This window comes from Deinococcus sonorensis KR-87 (genome assembly GCF_040256395.1).
GTDB classification, from domain to species: domain Bacteria; phylum Deinococcota; class Deinococci; order Deinococcales; family Deinococcaceae; genus Deinococcus; species Deinococcus sonorensis.
The window spans coordinates 105,008-127,459 of the sequence record NZ_CP158298.1 but is presented as its reverse complement, the minus strand read 5'-3'; the positions used below and the strand labels follow the sequence as shown (position 1 = coordinate 127,459).

Sequence of the window (22,452 nt, the reverse complement as noted above, 5' to 3'; positions counted from 1 at the left end):
TGAGTGCTGGTCAGCTGCGAGGTTCAATCCACCTGGACGAGAGCGTCATCACAGGGTGGTCCACGAGGTGTGTGGATCACCCTGTCGGCATTCCTGGCCCGTTACACTTACACCGCCCGCATCAGCCAGTGCTCGCGCACGATCACCACGCGCACCTTGGCATACGGCGGGTCCATGCCCTGCAGTTCCACGTTCCAATACTCCGGGTGTTCCTGCAGCACCCGCCGCACCTCGTAGCGCGGCTCGGACTCCCGACCCATCCGGGAGATGGTACCCGGTTGCGGGGGTTCGCTCATGGAGGAATCCTACACCCCGATTTACACAGTAGTTTGACGCGTGCGTTCCAATGGAGTGAACACAACACGTAGACAAACGTCTATGGATGGCGGCACGATAGGGCATGGGCAGAACACCAAGTTCGATCCCGAGCACATGGAGAAGGAGCGGCGCGAGATTGCTGCGATGGAGCAGAAGCGTCAGGATGACCGGCTTCGGCGCGAGTTGACCGATCCCTTCTACCTCACCCTGACCAAAAGCGCTGACGCCGCGTACCTGGTACAGCAGGCCTCCGGGCCGGACCTGATCCCGGCTGGGCATTCTGGCCACCGACGTGCGCTTCGTCAGCGCCACCGGGAAGGAAGCCACCTTCCCATATCCGCCGGCCACTGAACCCCAGCCGCACCCGCACGAGCTGACCAACTTGGAGCTGCTGCACCTGACCGACCCCCAGCTGTTCGAGGACACCCGCATCGATCAGCGCGAGCTGTTGGTTGAACGGGTTGCATGGGTGTTGTGTTTCCCAAGCGAAGTCGAGTCCCATCGGAAAGATCTTTCTCTCAGCGTACTCCTGATTCAGAGCACGACGATGGCAGCCCAGCACCGTCATGCCCGGAGCCCTGGACGACCCGCTGATCACTGTCGGCCTGGACCTATGCGGACGAGCCTCGCAGGCTCACTCACGTGGCCTTCGACGCGCAGGTGCGCACCAGACGCCAGCGCATTGCCGCGAGAAGGGGGCCCGCCGGACGGGGTGCCGGAGGTGAGACCGGTGCCCTGGACGCCCCCCGCTCCGCATCACCTACGGGAGGCGCCGAAGCGGTCCATACGCCCGCAGGAAGGCCGCGACCCCATCGACAAGGATGGGGTCGATCTCGGCCAGGTCATCGCTGCCCAGTTCACGCCAGGAGTTCTGCCCCAGGTGATCCAGCGCCAGTACGAAGGTGAGCGCGGTGAAGTGCTCCGCCGCCCGAAGTGCATTGGGGGCCTCCAGCAGACCAACCTGGGTGAGCGTGGCAAAGCGTTCGGCGATCTTCGTCTCCGGCGTGTCGCCTGCCGGCTGTCCGGGCAGGGGAAAGCGTGCGGCCTCGGTCACCAGCAGTTTCCGGAGGACAACGTACGACGACGACGAGAACGTGTCGGTGGCGACCCGCCGGGTAAAGCCGAGCAGCGCCGCCCCGAGGTCACGGCCCTCGGTCAGTTCGTCATCCAGCGCGGCCTGCACGGACGCCATCAACGTCCGCTTGGCCGCTTCCACCACGGCGACGAACACCGCCTCCTTGTCACCGAAGTAGTCGTAGACGGTCCGCTTCGAGACTTCAGCGCGCGCGGAGATCGCGTCAACGCTCGTCCGTTCGTAGCCCTCGGTGAGGAAGAGCGTGCGGGCCGCCTCCAGAATGCGCTCGCGCTTGTGGGGGGAACCGGCCCGCGTCTTGCTCGCACTCTGCGTCCTCATCATCGGCGTTCACTCTATCATTCGCCAAAACTACACTATACGGTGTAGTATAGATGCGGAACCGAAGTTCCAGGAGGCCACCCCATGCATGATCACATCACCGACGTCCTGATTGTCGGCGCAGGACCGACCGGGCTCACGCTCGCCTGCGACCTCGCGCGGCGCGGCATTCCGCACCGCATCATCGAACGCGCGCCGCAGCCCAGCACGGCGTCGAGGGCCAAGACCATTCAGCCCAGAGCGCTCGAGGTGCTTGATGACCTGGGGGCCGCCGCGCGGGTGATGCAGCGCGGCGTGGTCGACCTGCCCACCCGCTTCCATGACGCGGCGGGCACGGTGGTGGACCGGCCGAACATCGCCGCCCGGGTCGGCCGCCCGTCCGAGACCCCGTTCCCGGACCCGGTGTGGATCGCCCAGTTTGATGTGGAAGCGGCACTCCGCGAGCAGCACGCGCGATGGAACGGTCACGTCGAGTTCGGGATGGAGGCGACCGCGCTGCACCAGGACTCCACCGGCGTGGCCGTGGACGTGGTGACCGGGAACGGCGTGCAGACCATTCGTGCTCGCTACGTCATCGGATCGGACGGTGGAACGAGCCGCATCCGCAAGCTCGTGGGGCTGCCCCTCGTGGGGGAGACGTACGAGGACCAGCGGTGGTACCTCGGGGACGTGACCGCCCCAGGGCTGGACCGGGGGTACCTGCACGTGTGGACCTCCCCGCAGGGCATGATCGGGCTCACCCCGCTCCCAGGCACCGACCTGTGGCAGCTCCAGAGCCCCATCCCGACGGAGACTGGCGAGCCCGCCCCGCCCTCGCTGGCGCTCTACCAGCAGATGCTCGACGAACGCGCCGGCGTTGGCGTGGTGAGGCTCACGAGCGCGTCCTGGCTTTCCATCTCGCGCGTGAACGTCCGGATGGTCGAGCGGTACCGTCAAGGGCGGGTCTTCCTGGTGGGCGACGCCGCGCACGTCCACCCGGCGGCGGGCGGACAGGGCATGAACACCGGCATTCAGGACGCCTATAACCTCGGGTGGAAGCTGGCCGCCGTCCTCGGTGGCGCGGCCCCGGCCCTGCTCGACACCTACGAAGAGGAACGGCTTCCGGTCGCCCAGGCGGTGCTGGAGGACAGCAACCGCAAGATGCAGCAGGCCCAGAGCACCATGCGCAGGGAGAGCGGTGCCGGCCTCTCAAAAACCCTGGGTGAGCTGTCCGACGACCTCACGAGCGGGCTGTCCATCGCCTACCCCACCAGTTCCCTGACCTCTGGGGCGATGACCGGCGCCTCCGCCCTCCCCGCTGGGCGACGCGCCCCAAACGCCATGGGACTCCACGGTCCACAGTTCGACGGGGCGGTCTTCGACCTCCTCCGCGGCCCCCACTGGACGCTCCTCGCCTTCACCGAAGGCCCCCGGCCCACCCTGGCCGGCCTTGACCCTTCCCAGGTCCACGTTCACCAGATCGGCACCCGTGAGGGGACGGAACTTCAGGACACGACGGGGGAGACGACGCGGACCTACGCCCCCGATGGCGACGAACTCATCCTCATCCGCCCGGACGGCTACCTCGCCGCACGTGTGCCCGTGGGCCAGGAAGCAGCCATCATCGGGTACCTGCGTCCTCTCCTCCCCGACCACCTTCAGCACCGCTGAGCACACCGTCAGCTGCCTGGTCGCCCTGAACTCGGAGGGAGATGGGTGTGCCAGTGGCCAGCGCGTCGAGGAGGTCACGCCAGCGCACCCCAAGCTTGACGCGCCAGAGGAGGCCGTCAAAAAAAGGCTCAGTTCGGCGGCCGGTGTCCGCTGCTCGCTCCGACCGGGCGAGCTTCGGGTCCAGGCCGGTGCCCAGGGCGTTCGCGGAGGTGCTGAGGGCCTGCTCCCGCCCCGCTATACTACCCCTCATGCCCCGTGCCGCCCGCGCTGAGATCACGCTCGAAGCCCCTCTGGAACGGGTCTTTGACCTGCTGGTGGACTTCGGCGCCTACAGGCGCTGGAATCCCTTCGTGGTGGACGTCACGGGCGCCAGCCGCGCGGCCGAGGGCGTGCAGATGCGCTTCCGGCTGCGCTGGCGTGAGGGCCGGTACATCCATTCCGACGAACGGGTCACGCGCGTGCACCCTCCTGCCGATGGTGCGGCGCTGGTCGCCTGGCGGTACGACAGTCCGTTCGCCCGCTGGGGCCTCCTGCGCTCCGAGCGGGTGCAGACGCTCCGGCGCCTCCCGAACGGCCACACGGCCTACACCACCGAGGAGGTCTTTCACGGCCCGGCCGCCATCTTCGTCCCCGTGCAGTGGGTGCAGGCGGGATTCGAAGCCCAGGCGCGGGCCATGCAACGTGACCTGTCGTCCGCCTGAAGGCCAGTGGTGTCGCCCGGGGGGGCGCAGCGCAGTGATCTTCCCCCTGTTTCGGGTGCCAGTCGGATTGAAATGGAGACGTTGTGCGCGTTCGCATCCCTTGGTGAACCCACCGCGTTGAGCGTCGCCTCCCTTCTGCCCCTGCGCCTGAGGGGCCCATGACCCCCGGACCGTCGAGGACCTGAACGCGGACCTTGCAGACCTGCGTAGCCGGGTGCCGGAGGCTTCCCCGTACAGCACGTCCCCCACTTCTTCGCTGGCATGACACGGGTTCAGGTTAAGATGCCAGACAAGCCCAGCCCATCCGAGGAGGTCCACCCATGGTGCCCACCCACCCCGACGTCGCCGCCCTCACCGAACGCGTTCAGGCGCTCATGCTCGAACACAAGGTCCCCGGCGTCGCCCTTGGCCTGATCGTGGACGGGGAAGCGCACACGGCCGCGTTCGGCGTCACCAACGCCGAGCATCCCCTCCCGGTCACCGAGGACACGCTCTTCCAGATCGGCAGCATCACCAAGACGTACACCGCCCTGGCGCTGATGCGCCTGGTCGAGCGCAGCGAGCTCGACCTCGACACGCCCATCCGCCTCCACCTGCCCGAATTCCGGCTCGTGGACGAGGAAGTCGCCGCGCGCGTCACGCTCCGCCATCTCCTCACCCACACTGGCAGCTGGCCCGGGGACTTCTTCGAGAAGCAGGGCGACGGGGACGACGCGCTCGCCCGGTACGTCGCCCGCATGGCCGACCTCGAACAGACGTTGCCGCTCGGGGAGGTGTACTCGTACAACAACGCCGGCTTCGCCCTCGCTGGGCGGCTCCTCGAGGTGCGGACCGGCCAGAGTGTCGAGGCCGCCATCCGCGACCTCGTGCTCCAACCGCTCGGTCTGCAGGCCTCGTTCTTCTTCCCGAACGAGGTCATGACGCGCCGCTTCGCGGTCGGGCACTTCGAGCTGGAGCGGGGGGCCGAGCCGGTCGTGGCCCGCGACTGGTACGTCGGTCGGTACGCGGCCGCGATGGGCGGCCTGGTGACGTCCGTCACGGACCAGCTGCGCTACGCGCGCTTCTGGCTGAATGGCGGGGTGAGCGAGACGGGTGAGCGGCTGCTGTCCCCGGCGACCATCGCCCAGATGCGTGAACCGTATCTCCCCGCCTCGCCGGTCGCCTCCATCGGGCTCGCCTGGCACGTGCGTGACGTGGACGGCGTGCAGCTCATGTCGCACGGCGGAGGGACGAACGGGCAGATCGCGCAGCTCACCCTCGCCCCAGAGCACGGCGTTGCCGTGAGCGTCCTGACGAACGCCTTGAACGGGAGCGAGCTCGTGACCGCCCTGCTCGGCGAGGTCCTGGAGCGCCTGCTGGGCGTGAAGGTGCCCGCACCGGAGCCGCTCACACTCAGTCCCGAAGACCTCGAGCCGTATGCCGGGCGGTACCGGGGGCGGCCGAACGGGGAAATCTTCGAGTTCCGCCCGGCGAACGGCGGCCTGATCCTCGAGTTCTCCCCTGGGGACTACTCGGCCTTCGCGGACCGGCCTGCTCCGCCTCCGGTGCCCCCGCGGCAGGTGGCGTTGACGTCCGAGCGGACGTTCGTGATCACTGAAGGAGAGGGGAAGGGCGCGCAGGGGGAGTTCCTGCGCGACGCGAGCGGCGCCGTGCGTTGGGTGCGGGCCGGCCGCGTGCTCGAGCGGATCGATCCCGCCTGAGGTGAAGAGCAGGCCCGCTCGCATCGAGGGACCGGCGTGGGGCATGTCGGATACGCCGTAGCACGATCTTTTCCGGTTGTGGCACGGAGGACCTGGCGCTCCCTGAGGCCGTGCTGATGATGCTCATGAAAAGGAGGTTCATATGACGGCCATGACTTCAGTGAGTGACGTCTTCATGCGGGTCCACGAGATCTTCAACACCGGTGATCAGCAACAGATCGACACGCTGTTCTGGCCGTCAAGTGACCTGCTCGTCATCGGATCTGACCCCCAGGAATGGTGGGAAGGCGAAGCGCCCGTACGCCACGTGCTCCGCACGCAATTAAACGAGATGCGCGCTGGTGGCATCCAGGTGCAGCCCGGACCACGCCAGCGCATCGTGGAACGCGGCGACACCGGATGGGGGGCCGAGGACGTCCACCTGGTCATGCCCGACGGTCAGGTGGTGCCCGCGCGGCTGACGTTGGTCTGCGTGCGTGACGGAGAGGAGTGGCGGGTGGCGCACTGGCACTTGTCGTTCGGGGTGGGCAACGAGACGGCCCTCGGTCAGGACTTGACCATGTGAACCACACGCCGCTCGGGACCGACGGACGCGCTGACGGGCGAGGGCTCCCGTGCGACACGCTCGCGTCGGCGTGTCCCTTGCCACCCGGTGCCGTTGACCGATGCCCCCACGTGTGACCGAGTTGGGCCGCAGCACGACGGCGGGAGGCACAACACCCATGCGGCGGGCTGGGCCACATGGCCGCAGCGCACCAACGACGTCGGCCTGCCGCACTGAAGCGGGCGCCTAGGGCACCTGCACGCGCTGGAACTTCTTGTCCAGCTCCGCGAAGACCGCGTTGCTCAGGTTCTGGTCCGTCCCGCTGATCGCCACGCTCGTCGAAGCCCCGTTCTGCAAGGCCGTGATGATCACGCCACTCTCCGAGCTGTTCGAGCCGCCCAGGGCGTCCACGATTTTCCAGCCGGTCGTTTCATCTGCAGCGCAGGTCACCGCGGTTGGCGTGATGGCCCGGACGCTCATGTAGTTGTGCATCGAGTCCGGGCGCAGCGCCGGGCAGATCTGCGCCGCCGTCGCCAGGATGTCGGCACTGGTGCCGATGTACACGATGGGTGGAGTGCCACGGGCCGGGGCGCAGGCGATGAGGGCCAGAACGGGCAGGATCATCAGCAGATTCTTCATGACAGCTCCTTTGGGATCGGCGTGCGGCATGCCTCCGCACACTGAACATCCCTGCGCTGAACTGTAGTCGTGCGCGGATGACTGGCCGATGATGCCCGGCCGGACCCATGGCCGGACGGTGTGCCTGGGCGAGCGCGACCGGTCGGCCGTTGGCTGACCAGGCCCGGCTCCGCTTCCTCGCTCGGGACCGCCGCGCCGAGCGCACGGACAGCCAGGCGGCAAGGGTGAGGCGGTCCGCGGGTCGCCGTGGCCTCAAGGTCGCAGACAACGGATGACGGTCGGCTGGGTCATGCCTGCATGCGCCGGGGACGCCAACACCTCTGAGTGGACGCATCCGCCGATGCCCTCGATGCGCAGGGTGTGGTCCTGCCGGTCCGCCGAGGGGCGGCCGTCCTGCACCTGGTGCGACGACGGGTCGGTGACGTTCAGCGGCGTCCACGGCACACTCAGGTGCGTCCAGCCGCCGGCGGTGCAGAAGTCCTCGGTGAGGTCCCGGCTGGCCGGATCTTCAGCCCCTCCGCCGCGCAGCTGCCCGGGTTCGTCCGTCTCGGCCGGGTAGACCGTGCCGTCCCGGCCGAGGCGGCGGATGTTCGGCAAGGTCACGTACGGCACCAGCGGCGCCACTGGGACTGGCGTGGCGTGCGGGTCGTACAGCCGGTAGGTCTGCTTTCCGACCACCTGCGGCTTGAATGGCCGGTACCCGCTGTTCACCAGCAGCTGCCCCTTGGTCCCCTTCAGCGTCACGCGGCACTCGTCTCCAGCGGTCGGGTGCACGTCGAAAAGGAGCACACGGGTCTGCCCCTCCGTCTTCCAGGCCAGTTGCACTCCTGCCGGGGTGGCCTCGCCGAGCAGGCCCGGTGCGCCGGGAACGGCTGGCATCGCCTTCGCTTCAGCGCTGCACAGCGGCGGGTCCCCCTGCGGGTCAGTGGCGATCGGGCCGTAGTGCTCCTCGGCGTCCAAGGTGTTCAGCCACTGCGGTGTGTTAATCGCCGGGCGTTCCAGGTCGAAGTACATCCAGTTGCGCTTGAACCACTCGTCGAGCCACGCGAAGACGATCCCGCCGGCGAGGTTCGTCTGGCGGATGATGCGGTCGAGCTCCACGTCGATGCGGGCCTGATCCGGAGGAAGTCGGCGCATGCAGAGTCTCCCGAAGGTACCACCGGTTGGCCTCAGTGCTGGTGATGCGGCCCCATTCTGATGCCGAACATGCACGTCGGTTCTGAAGGACGTGTCCGACCACGACCCCGACCCGGCCCGAACCGTCCTGTTCCGCCCGGGACCAGAATCATGGCGTGGCCGAGTCATGAAGAACGACCAGAATGCGCTTCACCCGTGCCTGCAGCGGTGTACCTTGGCACCATGACCCCGCCAGACTGGTTCCTCCACCTTCTTGGGGGGCTCGCGGTCGTCTGCCTGCTGTTCCTTCTGAGACCCCTGATCGTTCGCCGCCGCAGGCCCACTCCGCCGCGCCCGCGGCTCACGCCAGAACAGCAGTCGCGCAAAGAGGAACTGCAGGTCCGTGCTCAGGCGCATGCCAGAGCGGTGATGCAGCCCGGACTGCTGAACGCGTTCTTCGACCGTGACAGCGTGGCCATGGGCGACGACGCCGAAGGCCACCAGTGCCTGCTGGTCTTCACGCGGGACGCGCCGCTGTCGGTCTTCCTCGGAGCGCCGATCCATCAGGTCCTGGCGTCCATCAGCGGTGGACACGCCACCTGGGTGATTCAGCTGCACGAGCTGCTCGTGGCGCCCAGCCCACCGGATGCTGGCCGGGTGCGCGTGACAGACGTCGCCGTGGTCGCCGAGCAAAGGACCGCACCTCGCCTGCTCGTCCCGGACGCCCCCGTCTCGCAGGTGGGCACAGGCACCCTGTTCGCCGTGTACCTGGCCCAGCAGGATCCGGACGAGGTGTACACAGCGCTTTCCCGCCGCGGGGACGGTGACGCCCAGCTGCAGCCACACCTGCCCAAGCGGGCGTCCGATCGGCAGTTCGGGGCCTTGCGGGCGTTTCCCAACCCCAGGGTCCAGAAGACCTACACCCAGTATCCGAACAACCCGGAGGAGATCCCGGCCGAGCAGCGCGTGATGCTCAGGCTCCCAGCGGCCGAGCCGCACGCTGGCGTAGGACGAGAGACCTGATCGATCAAGGCCAGAGCAAGAAGCTGGGAGGGAACGTGGTTTGTTCCCTCCCAGCTGTCGCCTGTGTTCAGTGGCACTGAGGCGTTGAGGTGAACTGGTACGTGCCGCTGTAATCGTCCGGAATGGCCGTCACCGAGTATGTGTAGCAGGTGTAGGCGCTCGGTGCAGGCACCGACACGGAATCCACGCTCTTCGTCTCTCCAGGGGCCAGCGGCGCGTTCAGGACGGCAATGTCGTCACCGACCTGCTTGGTGCCCAGGGTAAAGGCGACTTTCGCTGAGGTCTGCGCCAGCGTCTTGGTGCCGGTGTTCTTGAACGTGAACTCAAACGCCAGCTTGGTGCTGGACGTGGTCGAAGGCACTTCCTTCACGCTGGTCACTTCCGCTTTGATGCTTCCACCTGCGCTGGGTGCCGGCGTGCTGCCGCTGGGCGTGCCGCCGCCACAGCTGACGAGGGCGCTGAGGGTAAACACTCCGGCAATGATGTGCATCGGGTTGATCATGATTCCTCCAAAGGCGCGTCAGAAGTTCGCCTGGATGGTTATAGCGCCTCAAACATCGGTCGAGACCTTCACTTGAAAACGCTTGTATAGAATGCTGAGGAACATGCCCGCTGCCGCTGGCCGGGCGTGGAACACTGCCCGCCTGCCCAGGTCGTCTGACGAACATCCCAGCGCGACTGAAGTGCGCATTTCCGGCCTCAGCAGGCGTGTCCTGTATGTGCTGAGGAACACGTCTGCGCGCATGGTTGGCTCAAGCAGCCGGGGGTGGTCGGGTCGCGTCCACCGTTCCATTCTAGTTTCACACCAATTTACATTAGTGCGAAAAACGAAGGCGAAACGGCACTGTCTTGCCTCCCGTCCCCCCTGCACCCCACGCACGAAAAACCACCGTCCAGGACGCACTCCAACACACCTTCCTCACAGGAAAGCCAGGAAGGCCCCTCCAGCACGCGCTGAGGGGTACAGGAGGGGGCCACGTCACTCCGGTTGACCGTGCCCTCGAACCGCACATGTGCACGGACGCGGTGCAGCATGCCGCACTCGCCCGCTCTTCCGCGTGAGCTAAAAGCGGCTCACGACCCACCGTGAAGCCCATCAAACATCTTCAGGTGGTGCAACGCTGCGGTCGTTTTAGGGTCAGTCAACATCTCGTCGAGCGGGGGAACCTGAACAGTTGCCAGCACGGTTGACCCAGCCGCCCACAGCGAGGTGGCGCACCGTCGTCGGCCGTCACGGAAGACTTCCACCTTCCGGCATTCCCAGCGGTCCGCATTTGAGTTCGGAATCGATGCGGATGGGCTCATCCTCGAACTCGTGGTGCCAGTCGTAGACCTCGGACGTCAGCGCGCCGGACACCACGTCAGGGTATGGCCGTGGTTCTGCCTCGACTTCGCTGACGTCCAGCGAGGTGAACATGCTTTGCGGAACGGAGATCTGCGAGGCGTTGCTTTTCCTGAAACCCGGGTGTACAGTGCACCTCATCGTTAATAAAGTTTCTTATCGAGGAGGCATTATGGGTCGGCCGCGTGAGCTACGGCGTCTGAATCGTCGCGCCGTCACACAATTGTTGTGTGCAGGGCCTGGGTTGACACGCCCGCAGCTTGCGAACCAGACCGGTCTCTCCAAGGTCACCGTCAATGTCGTGGTGCAGGAGCTCCTCAATCATGGGATCGCCCAGCTCTCCATCTTCCCCGATCAGGGCGTGGGGCGCACGCCTCACCGGGTCGAGTTGCATCCACAGGTGGGCGCGGTGCTGGGGGTGGACCTTCAGCCGACCCAGATCCACACCCAGCTCAGCGGTCTGGCGGGCGGCCCGCCCAAGCAGCAGCAGGTTTATTGCGCTGAAGCGGAGCTCACCAACGTGCTTCTGGACAGCTTCACTCAGGCGTTGGCCGGTTCTGCGTACGGGCCGCTGCGCCACGTGTTGATCGGCCTGCCGGCGCCAGTTGATCCCCAGGGGCGGGTGCGGGAACCCAATGTCACCCATCACCTCGACGTGCATCGTGTCACAACCTTTCTGGACGACGCTGGCGTGACCTACGCCTTTGAGAACGACGCGAACCTCGTGGCGCTGGCCGCCACCCGCGAATCTCCCGGCTGGAGTCACGTTGCTGTCCTGGTCGAACGGCCCAGCGGCACGGGCATCGGTCTCCTGCTCGGCGGCGAACTGTACCGGGGGATGCACGGCCGCGCCGGAGAGATTGGCCGCGCGCGCTGGCCCACCCCGCGCGGCGCGGCGCCGCTGGAAGGGTTGCCCAGCCCCGAACGCCTGGACGCCACGGCGTTCATGCTGGCTGGACTGGTGCATACCCTGGACCTGCAACATGTCGTGCTCGGGCTGCCGCAGGACCGCGCTGCTGCCCTGCAGGAACAGTTGAGCGACCTGCTGGACCTGTCGATCACCACCCACCTGCTGCCGGATGTGGGTGACGCGGTGCTGCGCGGCGCGGCCCTGCTGGCCCGCGAACAGGCACACGCACACCTGCTGGCCCGCGTGGAAGACCTGGGGGGAGCCACCACCGATGTGGCATGACACCTATCTGCGGGTCGTCCTGCAACCCGATTACGACTACGCCTCCGAGCACCTGCTGCCCCACCTGTTCGACGCCCTGAGTGCCCACGCCCTGATGCTGGACGGCTGCGGCGTGGCGCACGCGGACGAGGCGGCAGCGTTGCTGCGCGAGCTGCGCCGCGAGCCCTTCCCCGCCTACGATCCCAGTGTCGAGGACGTGTTCTTCACGCTGGACCGGACGCTGGCCGCCCGCAACGCGGGCGCGGCCGGCGCGCTGCGAACGGCGCTGTCCCGCAACGATCTGGACATGACCCTCTATCGGCTGAGCGCCCGACAGCGCCTGATGCGGGCGATGGAGCGGGTGCTGCAGCTGCGGCGCACCCTGCTGGACCTCGCCGCGCGTGAGATCGACACGGTGATCGTTGCGTACACCCACCACCAGCCCGCTCAGCCCACCACCCTCGCGCATTACCTGACGGCGGTGGAAAACGTCCTGTCACGCGACACGGCGCGCATGCTGGGGGCCATGACCCACCTGAATCTCAGCCCGATGGGCGCGGTGGCGCTGGGCGGCACCAGCGTTCCCATTGACCGGACGCGCACGGCGGCGCTGCTGGCCTTCGACCGACCGATCGAGAACACGTACGACGCCGTGAGCGCCAGCGACTGGCAGGTGGAGATCGCCAGCGTGATCACGGTGGTCTCGACCACCCTGTCGCGGGTCCTGTACGACCTGCTGTTCTGGGCGTCGCGCGGACTCCTGTCGCTGGAAGACGGCCTGGTGCAGGGCAGCAGCGTGATGCCGCAGAAACGCAACCCGGTGGCGCTGGAACACGCCCGTACCAAGTTCAGCAAGGCCATCGGCGTGACGCAGAGCGTGATCATCTCCAGCCACAACGTCCCGTTCGGGGACATCAACGATCCCGGCGCAGACCTGCAGCCCGCCCTGACCAGCATGTGGCACGACTTCCGCGACGGCCTGGACCTGCTGATCTCCTCGCTGACCAATCCCAGGCTCAACCGCGAAGAATGGGTGCGGGAGGCGCGGCAGGGCGAGACGGTGGTCACCGAACTGGCCGACGTGATTGCCCGCACGACCGGGTGCGGGTTCCGGGACGCCCACGCTCACGTCAAGGCGCTCCTCGCGCACCTGCATGCTCAGGGCCGCACCGTCAGCACCCTGACGGCCGCCGATCTTGAGGGGGTCGGCCTGAACCTGCCCCAGGCGGAGGTGCACCGTGCCCTGAATCCAGCAGAGTTCATCGCCCGCCGCACCACCTTTGGCGGCCCTGCCCCGTCGGTGATGGCCGGAGCACTCACGGTGGCCCGCGACCGCCTGAACACCGACACCACCCACCACGATCACCTCACCACCCGCTTCATGAACGCCCGCACGCACCTCGAAGGAGGTCGGCTATGAAGAACCGTTGCTGGTCCGCCCTGCTCCTGTCTCTGCTCGTCGGCGCTGCCAGCGCCCAGAGCACGCCCCCCGCCCCCACCCCCATCCAGACCGGCCCCGGCGGGTACGGCGGCACGGTCAGCGGCCTGGACCTGATGGACGTGGACCTGATGTTCATCGGCGCGCACCCCGACGACGACGGCGGCGTGGGGGGCATTCTGGCCCGCTACCTGCTGGACGGGGGCTACAAGGGCACGGTGATCACCCTGACGGGTGGTGAGGGCGGCGGCAACGCCACGGGCCGTGAAACGGGCCCCGCCCTGGGCCTGATCCGTCAGGAAGAGGAACGCCGCTCGCTGGCGATGCTGGGCGTGGACAGTCCGCACTTCCTGGGGCTGCGCGACTTCTATTTCACGCTGTCCGCCGAGGAGACCCTGGCCAAGTGGGGCGGCCCGGCCTTCGTGTGCGACGTGGTGCGCCTGGTGCGCCTGCGCCGCCCGGAAGTGATCGTGACCATGTGGCCCGGCCCCGGCACCCACGGCCAGCACCAGATGGCCGCCCGCGCCGCCACGCTGGCCTATACCTCGGCGGGTGACCCGGCGCGTTGCCCCGAGCAGCTCAAGGAAGGCATCGCGCCCTTCACGCCCCTGAAGCTGTACTACTACCCCAACAGTGCCGAGGACGCCACCGTCGAGATTCCGACCGACGACGTCTCGCGCACCGCCCGGATCCGCTACGCGGACCTCAAGAACATCGCGCAGTTCAACTACCGCTCGCAGGGCTGGGACACCTTCTCCACGCTCCCCGCCAAGACGGCCAGCCCCGAAACGTTCATGCTGGTGGCCTCGCGCGTGCCCACGCCCATCCAGGAAACCTCGCTGCTGGCCGGCGCGCTGACGCCCAGCGGGTCCTCACCTGCCGGCGTCCGACTGGCCGTGCACCCCACCGCCTACGACATCGGCGCGGGCCAGGCCACCCCGGTCACGGTCAACCTGACCAACACCACCGGTCAGCCGATGACCGAAGTCACGCTGGCCCTGAACGCTCCCACAGGCTGGACGGTGTCGGCGGCCCCGGCAGCCAACACGCTGAAGCCGGGCGAGACCGCCAGCGCCACCTTCCAGGTCACCGCGCCCGCCGGGGCCGCCGCCGAGCGGGGCACCCTGACCGGCAGCTACCGCGCCGTGCAGGACGCCCAGGTGATCACGGGCCGGGCCAGCAATTTCGTGCGCCCGCTGCCTGCCGTCGTCGCCACGTTCGCCCCGACCTTCGACGTGGCGGCCTATCAGGACTTCGCGCGGCAGACCGGCACCGACTGGGTCATCGGCTCGCTGCCCACCCGCCTGGCCCTGGCGCTGGGGCAGAAGACCCCGGTGAAGGTGATCGTGACCAACCGCAGCCAGGCGGCCGTGAACGGCGAACTGAACCTGAAGCTCCCGGCGGGCGTCACGCTGTCCGGCGACACCCGCTACCAGCTGGCCGCCGGTCAGAGCAAGACGTTGACGGTGCAGCTGGAAGCCGTCGCCGCCGCGCTGCCCGCCGGACGACAGAGTGCGTTGCTGCCGGTCAGCCTGAGCACCGGCACCTTCACCGACACGGCCAACGCCTACGTGCTGCCCACCCTGACGATTCCGCGCCTGAAGAAGGCCCCCACCATCGACGGCGATCTGAGCGACATGGCGGCGGGCGCGGGCAGCCAGATCGGCCCGGATGACCTGTGGTGGCGGACCAAACCCGAGGGTGCGGCAGACGCCAGCGCCAGCTTCACGCTCGGGTACGACGACACGTCTCTCTACGTGGGCATGAATGTCAAGGATGAGCTGGTGGCCTGCAACATCGCCCCAGACGACATCAAGGCCCAGCTGCGCTCGGACGCGATTGGCGTGACCGTAGACCCCAGCGGGAGCAGCCGGGACACCGGCACCACCATGCAGGCCGCCGCCTTCCCCTGTACCACGGCGGGCTTCGGGGCGCGCGGCTTCCGCGACGCCGACGCCCGACAGGGCGAGATGGAAGAAACGGCCCCAGGCATGCAGGTGGCCTCCAAGAAAGTGGACGGCGGCTATACCATCGAGTTCCGCCTGCCGTGGGCGGCCATGCCCACGGTGCCTAGACCCGGCGACACGATCGGCGTGAACCTGGTGATGTATGACGGAGATCAGGCAGACGCCCGCGTGGGCGCCAACATCAGTCAGAGCGGGCTGGCCTGGGCCTCGTTCTCGTGGGGCGGGAAGCAGGCGTTGCCGTACCTGTGGCCTCGCGTCACCTTAGGCAACTAACCCCCCCCGCTCAGCTCATTCATTTCAGGAGATGAATATGAACAAGGTACTTGCCCTGGCCCTCGGCCTGTCCCTCGCCTCTGCGTCCGCCGCGCCGGTCACACTGACCTACTGGCAGTACGAGTACGCCAGCAAGGTCGACGCCATGAACGACCTGATCAAGAAGTTTGAGGCCGCCAACCCTGACATCAAGATCAAGCAGGAAACCTTCCCCTACGACGCGTACAGCCAGAAAGTGGCCTCCAGCGTCCCGGCGGGACAGGGACCAGATGTGGTGAACTTGTATTACGGCTGGCTGCCGCAGTACGTGGACGCCGGGTACCTGCAACCCCTCCCCGCCAAGGAATTCCCAACGGCCACCATCGACAGCACTTACGCCCCGATGGTGAAGACCTCCAAGATGGACGGCAAGTACTACGCCCTGCCCACGGCTGTCCGCACCCTGGCGCTGTTTTACAACAAAGACCTGTTCAAGCAGGCCGGCATTGCCCAGCCTCCCCGGACCTGGGAAGACCTGATCGCAGATGGACAGAAAATCGTTAAGGGCGCGCCGCCCCGGTACACCACGCTGGGATTCGGCATCCAGCCCGACGGTCAGGACTACCACGTGCTGCGTGAGGTGCTGGTACGCCAGTTCGGCGGCCAGCCGTACGGCAAGGACGGCAAGACCGTCACCTACGACAGCGCGGCGGGCACCAAAGCGATGACCTTTTACACCGATCTGCAAACCAAATACAAGCTGGGCGTGCCGAACTTCTTCCCCGGCAACAACAGTTACCGCGACGCCTTTATCGCGGGCAAGGTGGGCATGATCATCGACGGCTCGTTTGCCATCAACACCATCAAAGACGGAGCGAAGTTCAACTGGGGGGTGGCGCCGCTCCCCGTGCTTGCCAGCAACCCCAATGAAAAGGACAACTTCGGCTCGTACTGGGTCAATGGCATCACCAAGAACGCCAAGGGCGACAAACTGGACGCCGCCGTCAAATTCCTGAAATTCCTCACCAGCGCGGACACGCAGCGCTACTGGCTGGAAAACGTGGGCGAGATTCCCGCCAGCCGCAGTCTGGCCGCCGATCCCAACCTGCTCAAAAACCCGGTCTACGGGCCGTTCATCGCCAGTCTGCCCTACGCGTCCTCCACGGTGTTCGTGGATGAGGCCGGGCAGCGCAAGGCCTGGGTGGACGCGATCAACACGGTGTTGCTCAAAGGGGCCAAGCCTGCCGACGCCGTCAAGCAGGCCGCCGCCGATGAACAGAAGATCCTGAACAGCTACTACAAATAAACCCGGAGACCCGTGCCCCTGCCTCTCTTCCCAGCGCACGACTGGGCATGGGGCGCGGGCGCGGGATGCTTTGACGCCTCGCCCTTGCATGTCAGAGGTCCAGATGACCAGACCCACCCACCCACGAGGCCCCTCGTGACCGTGACCGCGTCGCCCAAAGCCCGGCGCGGCAGTTCGATGCGGCGGCACCAGACCCGCACGGCCTACACCTTTTTGCTGGTGCCCTTGCTCTTCTTCCTGATTGTGCGCTTCCTGCCCACCCTCTCGGCGCTTCGCCTGAGTCTGTTCGACTGGAACATCCTCAAAGAGCAGCAGCCGTTCGTCGGCACCGACAACTACCAGCGTCTGTTGACCGACGGCAAGTTCGCTCAAGCGCTCAAGAACACCGCGCTGTACACCGTCATCGGCGTCCCGGTGCAGATCGCGCTGGGACTGCTGGTCGCCCTGCTGCTCAACAAGATCCGCGCCCTGCGCGGCGTGTTCCGGGCGCTGTACTTCGCCCCCTACGTCACCCCCATCGTGGCGGCCGCGTGGGTCTGGCAGTGGCTGTTCAGCCCGCAGTTCGGTCCGGTCAACACCTTTCTGGTCTGGCTGCACATCCCCCCGCAGAACTTCCTGACCTCCCCGGATCAGGCGCTGGCCACCACCGCAGCGCTGGTGGTGTGGCAGAACCTGGGGTTTCAGGTCGTGCTGTTCCTGGCCGGGCTCTCGGCCATTCCCCGCAGCTATTACGAGGCCGCCGAGATCGACGGGGCGGGCAGTTCGCAGGCCTTCTGGAAGATCACCTGGCCGCTGCTCAACCCCACCATCGTCTTCAGCGTGGTGACCGGGACCATCGCGTACCTGCAACTGTTCACGCAGGTGGTCAACCTGAACTTCACCGATCAGGGTGGGCCGCTGGGCAGCACCACCACGGTGGCGCTGTACATCTACCAGCTCGCGTTCGGGCGCTTCCAGATGGGCTACGCCTCAGCCATCACGGTGGTGCTGTTCGTGATCATCCTGGCCATCACCCTGGTGCAGCTGCGCTTCCTGACCCGGCGGTATGACCTGTGACCCGGCCCTGGCTCTCCAAACAGACCATCACACGCCCCAGGACGGGGCGTGCCCACCTCACTGCCACAGCCGGTCCTGACGTGGAGTCCACATGACCACAACGCTCCCCAAGACCGACGTCCGGGACTCCAGCGGCACCCCGCGACCCCGCCGCCGCGTCAACCTCCCGCTGCTGCTGGCCTACCTGGTGCTGACCGTGGGTATCGTGGTCACGCTGTTTCCCTTCATGTGGATGCTGCTGACCAGCCTCAAGAGCTTCCAGGAACTGTTCAACCTCAGGTTCCTCCCCGAAGCCCCCACGCTGGACAACTACCGTCAGGTGCTGCTGGAAACCAAATTCATCCAGTGGTTCGCCAACAGCCTGCTGGTGGCCAGCGTCACGACCGCCAGCGTGCTGTTCTTCGACTCCATGGTGGGCTACACCCTGGCCAAGTTCGATTTCCCCGGCAAAACCCTGATCTTCATCCTGATCCTGTCCACCCTGATGATTCCCACCGAGATGCTGGTCATCCCCTGGTTCGTGGGCGTCAGTGACCTTCACCTGACCCGCAGCGTCCCCGGCGCGTACTTCTCGATCATGTTCCCAGGGTTGATGAGTGCCTTCGGGGTGTTCTTGATGCGCCAGTTCTTCGAGACGCTGCCCGATGACCTGCTGGAAGCCGCCCGCATCGACGGCATGAGCGAGTTCGGGATCTTCTGGCGCATCGCCCTGCCGCTGGTCCGTCCGGCGCTGGCGAGTCTGGCGATCTTCACCTTCCTGGGCAACTGGAACGCGTTCCTGTGGCCACTGATCGTGATCCAGAACCCCGAGTTCCGTACGCTGCCGGTGGGGACGGCGCTCTTCAATGGGGAGGCCGGAACCCAGTGGGGCTTGATCATGGCCGCCAGCAGTCTGGCCGTGATTCCGGTGCTGATCGTCTTCGCCATCTTCCAGAAACAGATCATCGAGGGCATCGTCCTGACCGGGATGAAGGGGTGAGCGCCGCGGCTTCTCATCTGGCCGTCGTCGCCCACCCCGATGGTGCGGCGTTGCGCTGTGGTGGAGCGCTCGCTCTGTAAGCGGCAGATGATGACACTGCGCCGCTCCGGGAGAAGATGGGGGATGAGGTCGTGCGGGTGCCAGGTCGCCATACAGGCGAACACCGCCCGTGAGCGCGGCGCCCACGGGTGGTCCTGAGGAACGGCCACCAGGAAGAACTCAACGGCAGACCGCAGAGGGTGCAGGTGGGGAGCGTCCGTGCCATCCGGGTGCCCGCCTTCAAACGAGGTCACCTCGGCGTCGCGGGGGACGTCCGTGTTCAGCAGCTCGTCCGTGGGCACCGGTGCAGCGTACTGGACCCTGGCGGTCTGCCGAGAACGCCGCAGTGCACGCCTCTCCTCGTGCAGGCATCCGCGCGGCTCCATCGTCCCTGCAGACTCCTTGTGGGACAGCGAGTGGTTTGAGTCAAATGAACATCGGAGATGTTGCTTGAAAGAGTTGCATGGTTGTTGTGTTTCCTGCGCGAAGTCGAGTCTCTTCGTCAAGATCTTTCTCCCAACGCTCTTCTGAAACAGACCACCAGCCGTAAAACGTAATGGACCCGAGCATTCCGCTAATGGAACGAGGCCCTCCACGGCCTGCTCTGAACATGTGATGGCCCGTTCGATGGCCTCCAGGAGCTTTGGAACGTCTCGGACCTGTTCGCTGAACAGTGGGTGCTCCCATTCGACATCCTGGACTCCAAGGACAACGAACCGCCTTATCCCGGCGTACCACCCGGCATCGACCATGCGATCCGCTGACGTTCGCGCTTGACGGAAATAACAAAGCCAATGTGCAGACAGCGCTCAAGCAGGTTAAGGCAATGCCCGTGGGGTGCCTGGACAGCCAGCGCCTGCGACAGATGGGCCGCAAGCTTGCCAGTACCCGTTGGCAGGCAAAGCTGAGTGACGTACAGGATGGGTCAGCCAACGCCGATCGAAGATGCCTGCGAACCGACCATGTGAGCAGACGCGGTGCAGCATGCCGCACTCATCCGCGTGAGGCCATGACCCTGCACCATCCATCAGGCGAACCATTCAGGCCATTACACATGCGGCGGAGGTGCCGCCGGCGCCCGCCACGCGTTCATGCGCGCCGACCCTCTCGTGGCCGCTCGTCATTGCCGAGCGGACAGCGCTGGCCGTGCTGGTCCGTGCGCAATGGCCAGCGTCACCGGATGGAGGGGGCAGCGTGGCCAGAAACGCCCGGACCGCACGCAGAATCCCGGCTTCCGCCGCGGCGCGCGTCACCGTGGGCAGACCGTCGCCTCGCTGTGCTCCATACCGCCCGAAGAAGCTGTGAACCGCGCCGGGAATGACCGTCAACTGGGCGCTGGCCGGCAGGCGGTTCAGGCCGTCGCGCACGTCGGCGGGCTCCGCCACCCCATCCTGCTCGGCCAGGAGCGACAGCACCGGAAGGCGGCTCTCCTTCAGGTTCACGTTGCCGGCCGGATACGCGCCCATCAGGATCATGCCGCTCAGCTGATCACGATGCCCTCTGGCATACTGCGCCGCCATGGCCCCACCCAGGGAGTGGCCCGCGATCACCACGGTCTTGCCCGCGCCAAACTTCCTGATGAGCGCGTCGGCGCGGTTGATGCCCGTCACCGCAAGATCCAGGGGAAACACCGGAATGACCGTCTGAACGCCGTCGGCGGCGAGGGCGCGGCCCAGCCATTCATACGCCTGGGGGCGAACCAGGCCGCCGGGGTAGTAGACCAGCAGCGTCGTTGCCGCGCCGCCCGGCTTGATGTCGAGAAACGCGCCCCCTTGGTTCTCCAGCGTGGACGTCACGCCCTGTACCGGACCGGAGGGCGGCACGGCGTCCTGCCCGATCACCAGCGGGGGGCGCACGACGGCACCCTGCACCAGCGCGATCAGGTAGCCGAGGACCAGGGCCAGCAGCAGCCCCAGCCAGAAGCGCACCCGCGGCGGCAGGGGCAGGCGGGGAGGGGGGCGCGAGCTCTGGCGGGTCATGGGGACAGCATAGGGAATGTGTCCGGTGCACTGCACGTGGCCGTCTAAAGTTCAGACGGCCACTTAATCCTATCGACCCTGCGCGGATGACCTTGTCCGGCGAGTTCCGGCAGTTTCTACCCCGGGTGTCGGGGCGCGAAGGGTGAGGGCGACTTACACCTGGGCCGTGCCGCCGTCGACGAACAGTTCAGTGCCGGTGATGAAGCTGCTGCGGTCGGAGGCCAGGAACACCACGGCCTGCGCGATCTCTTCCGGCTGGCCCATCCGGCCCAGCGGCACGCCGGAGGTCAGGCCGTCGAGCAGGGCCTGGGCCTGCTCGGCGTCGGGCGCCAGGTCGGTCAGGCCCGGCGTGAGGGTGGGGCCGGGGCTGACAGCGTTCACCCGGATGTGGCGGTCCTTGAGGTCGAGCGCCCAGGTGCGGGCGAAGGAGCGCACCGCGGCTTTGGTTGCGCTGTAGACGCTGAAGGCGGGGGTGCCGGTGATGCTGGTGGTGGACGCCATCAGGATCACCGAGGCGCCGTCGTTCAGCAGCGGCAGGGCCTTCTGCACGGTGAAGAGGGTGCCTTTGACGTTGGTGTCGAAGGTCTGGTCGAAGTGCGCTTCGGTGATCTGCCCGAGTGGCGCGAAGCTGCCGCCGCCGGCGTTGGCGACCACAATGTCGAGCGGGCGTCCGGCGGCGCGGATCACGGCGTAGATGCGGTCGAGGTCGTCGAGTTGGCCGACGTCGCCCTGAATGGTGGTGACGTGGTCGCCCAGCTGCGCTTTGGCGTCGTCGAGCTGTGCCGTGCGGCGGCCGGTGATGAAGACGTGGGCGCCTTCGGCGATGAAGGCTTCGGCGATGGCGAGGCCGATGCCGCTGGTGCCGCCGGTGACGAGGGCGGTTTTGCCGGACAGTTGCTGATGCATGTGCTGCTCCCTGGAGCGGTCGATTTCTATACCGCTCGGTACATAAGGTGGCACAGGTGGCGGCGGCTGTCAATAGTGTACCATTAGGTATAGAAAGGAGGCAGATCATGACCCGTGGCCGACCCCGCACATTCGACAAACGCCACGCCCTGCAACAGGCCCTCAAGGTCTTCTGGACGCAGGGCTACGAAGGCACCTCGCTCCTGGACCTGACCGAGGCGATGCACATCAACCGCCCCAGCCTCTACTCGGCCTTCGGCAACAAGGAGGCCCTCTTTCGACAGGCGCTCGACCTGTACGCCGACGACTACTTCGGCTACGTGCAGGCCGCGCTGCAGGAACCCACCGCCCGCCAGTTCGTGGAACGCCTCCTGCTCGGCCACGCCGACGCGCAGACCACCCCCGGCTGTCCGGCCGGCTGCCTGACCGTCCAGGGCGCGCTCGCCACCGGGCCAGAGGCCCGCGCCATCACCGAGGAACTCAACGCCCGCCGCGCCGGCAGTGAGCAGCTGATCCGCCAGCGCCTGGAAACGGCCCGGCAGGCCGGCGACCTCCCGGCCGACGTCGACCCCGCCGACCTGGCGCGCTTCGTGGCGACGCTCTCCCAGGGGATGGCGGTGCAGGCCGCGGCCGGGTGCAGCCGCGCCGACCTGCACCGGGTGGTGCACCTCGCCCTGCGCGCCTGGCCGGACAGCATGCCGAGCGCCTGAGACGCTGCGGGTGAGGTGAATCCTGCGCCGCTCAAGGTCAACGCACCAGGACGTGCACGTGCCATGCGCGTTCAGGTCCACGCGGCGGTGCTGTACCCGAAGGCGGAGGGAAGGTGGGGACGTCCGCCCGCATCATGCCCTTACGCGTGTGCGCGGGATACCCAGCGCCTGACGGTTCACGCTGAAGTGAAGGTCGTCCGGG

The 22,452-nt window shown here is 66.9% G+C and carries 22 protein-coding genes; 13 read left to right on the top strand and 9 right to left on the bottom strand.

The features are described 5' to 3' along the window. Positions 1-107: 107 nt before the first annotated feature. Positions 108-296: a hypothetical protein gene (locus ABOD76_RS03890; protein WP_350242239.1), complete on the bottom strand. Its 189-nt coding sequence runs from the start codon at positions 294-296 to the stop codon at positions 108-110. A gap of 82 nt (positions 297-378) precedes the next feature. Between ABOD76_RS03890 and ABOD76_RS03885 the strand changes: the two genes are divergently transcribed. Continuing rightward, positions 379-669 carry a hypothetical protein gene (locus ABOD76_RS03885; RefSeq protein WP_350242238.1) on the top strand — a complete coding sequence of 97 codons (291 nt, stop codon included), beginning with the start codon at positions 379-381 and terminating at the stop codon, positions 667-669. 409 nt (positions 670-1,078) lie between these two features. Here the strand turns inward: ABOD76_RS03885 and ABOD76_RS03880 are convergent, their stop codons facing one another. Further along, positions 1,079-1,735 (bottom strand): TetR/AcrR family transcriptional regulator, encoded by a 657-nt coding sequence (locus tag ABOD76_RS03880; protein WP_350242237.1) that lies wholly within the window; start codon positions 1,733-1,735, stop codon positions 1,079-1,081. Positions 1,736-1,816: 81 nt separating this feature from the next. Between ABOD76_RS03880 and ABOD76_RS03875 the strand changes: the two genes are divergently transcribed. The 4 genes from ABOD76_RS03875 (at position 1,817) to ABOD76_RS03860 (ending at position 6,348) form a co-directional block, all read left to right on the top strand. Continuing rightward, positions 1,817-3,382 carry an FAD-dependent monooxygenase gene (locus tag ABOD76_RS03875; protein ID WP_350242236.1) on the top strand — a complete coding sequence of 522 codons (1,566 nt, stop codon included), beginning with the start codon at positions 1,817-1,819 and terminating at the stop codon, positions 3,380-3,382. Between the two features lie 248 nt (positions 3,383-3,630). Then, positions 3,631-4,083, top strand: coding sequence for an SRPBCC domain-containing protein (locus ABOD76_RS03870; RefSeq protein WP_350242235.1), 453 nt, complete (start codon positions 3,631-3,633; stop codon positions 4,081-4,083). 320 nt (positions 4,084-4,403) lie between these two features. After that, a complete protein-coding gene (locus ABOD76_RS03865) occupies positions 4,404-5,783 on the top strand; it encodes a serine hydrolase domain-containing protein (RefSeq protein ID WP_350242234.1) in 1,380 nt (459 codons plus the stop codon). Between the two features lie 142 nt (positions 5,784-5,925). Further along, on the top strand, positions 5,926-6,348 hold the full coding sequence (locus tag ABOD76_RS03860; protein ID WP_350242233.1) for a nuclear transport factor 2 family protein: 423 nt from the start codon (positions 5,926-5,928) through the stop codon (positions 6,346-6,348). A gap of 225 nt (positions 6,349-6,573) precedes the next feature. Here ABOD76_RS03860 and ABOD76_RS03855 read toward each other — a convergent pair whose 3' ends face one another. Both ABOD76_RS03855 and ABOD76_RS03850 read right to left on the bottom strand, forming a co-directional pair. Further along, positions 6,574-6,966, bottom strand: coding sequence for a hypothetical protein (locus ABOD76_RS03855; protein ID WP_350242232.1), 393 nt, complete (start codon positions 6,964-6,966; stop codon positions 6,574-6,576). 252 nt (positions 6,967-7,218) lie between these two features. Further along, entirely contained in the window at positions 7,219-8,103 is an 885-nt protein-coding gene (locus ABOD76_RS03850) for a hypothetical protein (RefSeq protein ID WP_350242231.1), read from the bottom strand. 408 nt (positions 8,104-8,511) lie between these two features. On the opposite strand from ABOD76_RS03850, the gene ABOD76_RS03845 reads away from it, so the two are divergent. Next, positions 8,512-9,105: a hypothetical protein gene (locus ABOD76_RS03845; RefSeq protein WP_350242230.1), complete on the top strand. Its 594-nt coding sequence runs from the start codon at positions 8,512-8,514 to the stop codon at positions 9,103-9,105. A gap of 67 nt (positions 9,106-9,172) precedes the next feature. Here the strand turns inward: ABOD76_RS03845 and ABOD76_RS03840 are convergent, their stop codons facing one another. The 3 genes from ABOD76_RS03840 to ABOD76_RS03830 all read right to left on the bottom strand — a co-directional run bounded on the left by ABOD76_RS03840 (position 9,173) and on the right by ABOD76_RS03830 (position 10,462). After that, positions 9,173-9,607 carry a CARDB domain-containing protein gene (locus ABOD76_RS03840; protein ID WP_350242229.1) on the bottom strand — a complete coding sequence of 145 codons (435 nt, stop codon included), beginning with the start codon at positions 9,605-9,607 and terminating at the stop codon, positions 9,173-9,175. 572 nt (positions 9,608-10,179) lie between these two features. Then, positions 10,180-10,353: a hypothetical protein gene (locus ABOD76_RS03835; RefSeq protein WP_350242324.1), complete on the bottom strand. Its 174-nt coding sequence runs from the start codon at positions 10,351-10,353 to the stop codon at positions 10,180-10,182. Continuing rightward, positions 10,337-10,462: a hypothetical protein gene (locus ABOD76_RS03830; protein ID WP_350242328.1), complete on the bottom strand. Its 126-nt coding sequence runs from the start codon at positions 10,460-10,462 to the stop codon at positions 10,337-10,339. Before ABOD76_RS03830 ends, ABOD76_RS03835 begins: the two co-directional genes overlap by 17 nt. A gap of 229 nt (positions 10,463-10,691) precedes the next feature. Between ABOD76_RS03830 and ABOD76_RS03825 the strand changes: the two genes are divergently transcribed. The 6 genes from ABOD76_RS03825 to ABOD76_RS03800 all read left to right on the top strand — a co-directional run bounded on the left by ABOD76_RS03825 (position 10,692) and on the right by ABOD76_RS03800 (position 18,616). Further along, complete coding sequence (locus ABOD76_RS03825; protein ID WP_350242228.1) at positions 10,692-11,639, top strand: ROK family protein; 948 nt, start codon at positions 10,692-10,694, stop codon at positions 11,637-11,639. Next, a complete protein-coding gene (locus ABOD76_RS03820; RefSeq protein ID WP_350242227.1) occupies positions 11,629-13,038 on the top strand; it encodes an argininosuccinate lyase in 1,410 nt (469 codons plus the stop codon). The genes ABOD76_RS03825 and ABOD76_RS03820 overlap by 11 nt, the downstream gene beginning before the upstream one ends. Next, positions 13,035-15,296 carry a PIG-L family deacetylase gene (locus ABOD76_RS03815; protein ID WP_350242226.1) on the top strand — a complete coding sequence of 754 codons (2,262 nt, stop codon included), beginning with the start codon at positions 13,035-13,037 and terminating at the stop codon, positions 15,294-15,296. Before ABOD76_RS03820 ends, ABOD76_RS03815 begins: the two co-directional genes overlap by 4 nt. A 37-nt stretch (positions 15,297-15,333) precedes the next feature. After that, positions 15,334-16,581, top strand: a complete 1,248-nt coding sequence (locus ABOD76_RS03810; protein WP_350242225.1) for an extracellular solute-binding protein — start codon at positions 15,334-15,336, stop codon at positions 16,579-16,581. 177 nt (positions 16,582-16,758) lie between these two features. Then, on the top strand, positions 16,759-17,637 hold the full coding sequence (locus ABOD76_RS03805) for a carbohydrate ABC transporter permease (protein ID WP_350242323.1): 879 nt from the start codon (positions 16,759-16,761) through the stop codon (positions 17,635-17,637). A gap of 91 nt (positions 17,638-17,728) precedes the next feature. Further along, positions 17,729-18,616: a carbohydrate ABC transporter permease gene (locus ABOD76_RS03800; protein WP_350242224.1), complete on the top strand. Its 888-nt coding sequence runs from the start codon at positions 17,729-17,731 to the stop codon at positions 18,614-18,616. 1,079 nt (positions 18,617-19,695) lie between these two features. Here the strand turns inward: ABOD76_RS03800 and ABOD76_RS03795 are convergent. Together ABOD76_RS03795 and ABOD76_RS03790 are read right to left on the bottom strand one after the other, a co-directional pair. Then, positions 19,696-20,634 (bottom strand): alpha/beta hydrolase, encoded by a 939-nt coding sequence (locus tag ABOD76_RS03795; protein WP_350242223.1) that lies wholly within the window; start codon positions 20,632-20,634, stop codon positions 19,696-19,698. Between the two features lie 153 nt (positions 20,635-20,787). Continuing rightward, positions 20,788-21,540 (bottom strand): glucose 1-dehydrogenase, encoded by a 753-nt coding sequence (locus ABOD76_RS03790; RefSeq protein ID WP_350242222.1) that lies wholly within the window; start codon positions 21,538-21,540, stop codon positions 20,788-20,790. Positions 21,541-21,647: 107 nt separating this feature from the next. On the opposite strand from ABOD76_RS03790, the gene ABOD76_RS03785 reads away from it, so the two are divergent. Then, positions 21,648-22,250: a TetR/AcrR family transcriptional regulator gene (locus tag ABOD76_RS03785; RefSeq protein ID WP_350242221.1), complete on the top strand. Its 603-nt coding sequence runs from the start codon at positions 21,648-21,650 to the stop codon at positions 22,248-22,250. Positions 22,251-22,452 lie beyond the last annotated feature (202 nt).

What these genes read in the sequence shown, in the direction of transcription:
- ABOD76_RS03890 (WP_350242239.1), bottom strand. Translation starts at nt 296, where the DNA reads ATGAGCGAACCCCCGCAACCGGGTACCATCTCCCGGATGGGTCGGGAG.
- ABOD76_RS03885 (WP_350242238.1), top strand. Translation starts at nt 379, where the DNA reads ATGGATGGCGGCACGATAGGGCATGGGCAGAACACCAAGTTCGATCCC.
- ABOD76_RS03880 (WP_350242237.1), bottom strand. Translation starts at nt 1,735, where the DNA reads ATGATGAGGACGCAGAGTGCGAGCAAGACGCGGGCCGGTTCCCCCCAC.
- ABOD76_RS03875 (WP_350242236.1), top strand. Translation starts at nt 1,817, where the DNA reads ATGCATGATCACATCACCGACGTCCTGATTGTCGGCGCAGGACCGACC.
- ABOD76_RS03870 (WP_350242235.1), top strand. Translation starts at nt 3,631, where the DNA reads ATGCCCCGTGCCGCCCGCGCTGAGATCACGCTCGAAGCCCCTCTGGAA.
- ABOD76_RS03865 (WP_350242234.1), top strand. Translation starts at nt 4,404, where the DNA reads ATGGTGCCCACCCACCCCGACGTCGCCGCCCTCACCGAACGCGTTCAG.
- ABOD76_RS03860 (WP_350242233.1), top strand. Translation starts at nt 5,926, where the DNA reads ATGACGGCCATGACTTCAGTGAGTGACGTCTTCATGCGGGTCCACGAG.
- ABOD76_RS03855 (WP_350242232.1), bottom strand. Translation starts at nt 6,966, where the DNA reads ATGAAGAATCTGCTGATGATCCTGCCCGTTCTGGCCCTCATCGCCTGC.
- ABOD76_RS03850 (WP_350242231.1), bottom strand. Translation starts at nt 8,103, where the DNA reads ATGCGCCGACTTCCTCCGGATCAGGCCCGCATCGACGTGGAGCTCGAC.
- ABOD76_RS03845 (WP_350242230.1), top strand. Translation starts at nt 8,512, where the DNA reads ATGCAGCCCGGACTGCTGAACGCGTTCTTCGACCGTGACAGCGTGGCC.
- ABOD76_RS03840 (WP_350242229.1), bottom strand. Translation starts at nt 9,607, where the DNA reads ATGATCAACCCGATGCACATCATTGCCGGAGTGTTTACCCTCAGCGCC.
- ABOD76_RS03820 (WP_350242227.1), top strand. Translation starts at nt 11,629, where the DNA reads ATGTGGCATGACACCTATCTGCGGGTCGTCCTGCAACCCGATTACGAC.
- ABOD76_RS03815 (WP_350242226.1), top strand. Translation starts at nt 13,035, where the DNA reads ATGAAGAACCGTTGCTGGTCCGCCCTGCTCCTGTCTCTGCTCGTCGGC.
- ABOD76_RS03810 (WP_350242225.1), top strand. Translation starts at nt 15,334, where the DNA reads ATGAACAAGGTACTTGCCCTGGCCCTCGGCCTGTCCCTCGCCTCTGCG.
- ABOD76_RS03805 (WP_350242323.1), top strand. Translation starts at nt 16,759, where the DNA reads ATGCGGCGGCACCAGACCCGCACGGCCTACACCTTTTTGCTGGTGCCC.
- ABOD76_RS03800 (WP_350242224.1), top strand. Translation starts at nt 17,729, where the DNA reads ATGACCACAACGCTCCCCAAGACCGACGTCCGGGACTCCAGCGGCACC.
- ABOD76_RS03795 (WP_350242223.1), bottom strand. Translation starts at nt 20,634, where the DNA reads ATGACCCGCCAGAGCTCGCGCCCCCCTCCCCGCCTGCCCCTGCCGCCG.
- ABOD76_RS03790 (WP_350242222.1), bottom strand. Translation starts at nt 21,540, where the DNA reads ATGCATCAGCAACTGTCCGGCAAAACCGCCCTCGTCACCGGCGGCACC.
- ABOD76_RS03785 (WP_350242221.1), top strand. Translation starts at nt 21,648, where the DNA reads ATGACCCGTGGCCGACCCCGCACATTCGACAAACGCCACGCCCTGCAA.